This is a genomic window from Candidatus Methylomirabilota bacterium (assembly GCA_036005065.1).
Taxonomy (GTDB): Bacteria; Methylomirabilota; Methylomirabilia; order Rokubacteriales; family DASRDR01; genus DASYQW01.
This window is the reverse complement of record DASYQW010000039.1, coordinates 1-2,252: the sequence shown is the minus strand read 5'-3', so window position 1 is coordinate 2,252 and position 2,252 is coordinate 1. Positions and strand designations below refer to the sequence as shown.

At 69.9% G+C, this 2,252-nt stretch carries 4 protein-coding genes; 1 reads left to right on the top strand and 3 read right to left on the bottom strand.

Translation table 11 applies throughout. The features are described 5' to 3' along the window. The coding region (locus VGW35_02690; protein HEV8306550.1) for a UPF0182 family protein at positions 1–316 on the top strand (316 nt) is incomplete at its 5' end. Between the two features lie 22 nt (positions 317–338). Here VGW35_02690 and VGW35_02685 read toward each other — a convergent pair. The 3 genes from VGW35_02685 to VGW35_02675 form a co-directional block, all read right to left on the bottom strand. After that, positions 339–872 (bottom strand): YIP1 family protein, encoded by a 534-nt coding sequence (locus VGW35_02685; protein ID HEV8306549.1) that lies wholly within the window; start codon positions 870–872, stop codon positions 339–341. Positions 873–885: 13 nt separating this feature from the next. Beyond that, complete coding sequence (gene hflC / locus VGW35_02680; GenBank protein HEV8306548.1) at positions 886–1,851, bottom strand: protease modulator HflC; 966 nt, start codon at positions 1,849–1,851, stop codon at positions 886–888. After that, positions 1,848–2,252, bottom strand: a 405-nt coding sequence (locus tag VGW35_02675; GenBank protein ID HEV8306547.1) for an FtsH protease activity modulator HflK, incomplete at its 5' end; no start/stop codon positions are given. The genes VGW35_02675 and hflC, both read right to left, overlap by 4 nt.

The following is a 2,252-nucleotide window of genomic DNA, read 5'->3' as shown; positions in this document are numbered from 1 at the left end:
CGCCGCGTCGGAGCAGGGGGCCTTGCCCGAGCTGCGCCGCGTGATCGTCGCCCACGGCAACGCGATCGCGATGGAGCCGACGCTCCAGCAGTCGCTCGCACGGATCTTCGGCGGCCGCACCCAGACCGCGACGCGCGCCGTAGGCGCGCCGCCTCCGACGGCGCTCGAAGCGGCGGGGACGCGTCAGCTCGCGGATCGGGCGCTGGAGATCTGGAACCGCGCCCAGGACGCGATGCGGCGAGGGGACTGGGCGAGCTACGGAACCGAGCAGAAACGGCTGGAAGAAGCGCTGCGCTCCCTCACGCAGTCGAAGTAGCTCGGCGGTCGCCGCACCGGCCTCAGGCCGGGCGTCCGGGGCCGCCCAGAAGCCAGAGGGTCGTCGCGAGCAAGACGGCCTGGACCACCCAGCCGATGGCGCTGACGCCGGCGGCCCGCCACGTGCTTTTGTAGTCGAGCGCCTGCCTGACCGCGATCACGGTCGCCACGAGCATCCAGAGCCCGGCCACGACGAAAACGAGGGCCCGAAGCGGCCCGATCACGCCGAGCACGCGCAGCACGCCCGGGGCACTGGCGAAGCCGACCGTGCGCAGAAGCTGGGCGTGGCTCGCTCGCGTCGCCGGCTCGGGCAACAGTCGGGTGCCGACCCAGTAAGCGAGGTAGGCCCAGACGAACCAGCTGACGAGCGCCGCCGCCGTCCCCACGAGGATCTCGCCGAACCCCTGTCCACCGGAGCCGACGCCGGCGCCGACGGCCGCGAGCACAACGACGCCGCCCGCCTGCACGGTCGCGCGCGAGTCGTCCTCGACCTCCTCGAACAGCTGAGCGTCCAGCCTGGCCGCGCGCAGCGCGCGGCCTGCGAAGCTCGCGTCCATCGATCCCTCCGTGCTAGCGGGCCGGTCCCGGCCCGACCGTGTCTTTCAGGTACCGGTAGTAGTCGCTGTCCGTCGTGAGGATCAGGACCGAGTTCTTGTTCTGCGTCTCCTTGTAGGCCTCGAGGGTCCGCGAGAACGCATAGAACGCGGGATGGCGATTGTAGGCATCGCCATAGACCCGCGTGGCCTTGGCGTCCGCCTTTCCACGGATCTCCTGCGCCCGCCGGTAGGCGGCCGAGCGGATCTGGCGCAGCTCTTTCTCCATGGTCCCCAGGATCTCGGCACTCTGGCCTTCTCCCTCCGACCGGAAGCGGGCGGCGATCCGTTTCCGCTCGGAGATCATCCGGGCGTAGACCTTCTCGCGGACGCTCTCCACGTAGTCGAGGCGCTTGATCCGCACGTCCACCAGCTCGATCCCGTACTGGGGGATGATCCTCCGGGCCTCGGCCAAAATGGTCCGGGTGATCTCCTCGCGACCGCGGCTGACTTCCTTCTTCAACTCCTCCCGCACCTCGGCGGGGACCTCCTCCAGGATCTCTCCCGCGGGGACCTCCCACGAGGCGCTCCGGACCAGCTCGACCAGCTCGCTGGCGGAAACCTGGTCGCGGACGACGGAATCGATGATGTCGTCCAGGCGGGACCGGGCTCCGGCCTCGGTGGCCACGTTCTCCAGGAACTTCTTGGCGTCGGCGATCCGCCAGCGGGCGGTGGTGTCCACCCAGATGAACTCCCGCCCTTTGGTGGGGATCTGGTTGGGGTCGCCGTCCCAGATGAGGAGGCGCTTCTCGAAGCGCCGGACCTCCTGGACGAAGGGGAGCTTGAAGTGCAGGCCCGCCTCGGTCACCGCCGCCCCCACGGGCCGGCCGAACTGCACGATGATCGCCTGCTGGCCCTCCTCCAGGGTGTAGAAGGTTCCGCTGAGCACGAGGAGGATCACCACTGCGAGGATGCCGAGGCCGACCTTCAGCCCGGTCTTCATGGCTGTTTCCCTCCTGGGGCGGGCCTGTCACCCGCCTCCACGTGGAGCCAGGGCACCAGGGCCTTCTGATCGCCGTCCACGATGTACAGAGCCTTCGCCTCGGGCAAGATGGCGCCCAGGGCTTCCAGGTACAGGCGGCGGCGAGTGACCTCCGGGGCCCGCCGGTACTCCTCCAGAATGGCCTCGAATCGCGCGGCCTCTCCGTTGGCCCGGTTGACGCGCGCGATGGCGTACCCCTCGGCCTCGGTGATTGTCCGGGCCGCCTCGCCCCTGGCCTTGGGGATCTCCCGGTTGGCCTGCTCCTGGGCCTGGTTGATCGTCCGTTCCCGGTCCTGGCGCGCCTCGTTCACCTCGTTGAAGGCGGGCTTGACGGGATCCGGGGGCGTCACGTCCTGGAGCTC

What these genes read in the sequence shown, in the direction of transcription:
- VGW35_02685 (HEV8306549.1), bottom strand. Translation starts at nt 872, where the DNA reads ATGGACGCGAGCTTCGCAGGCCGCGCGCTGCGCGCGGCCAGGCTGGAC.
- hflC (HEV8306548.1), bottom strand. Translation starts at nt 1,851, where the DNA reads ATGAAGACCGGGCTGAAGGTCGGCCTCGGCATCCTCGCAGTGGTGATC.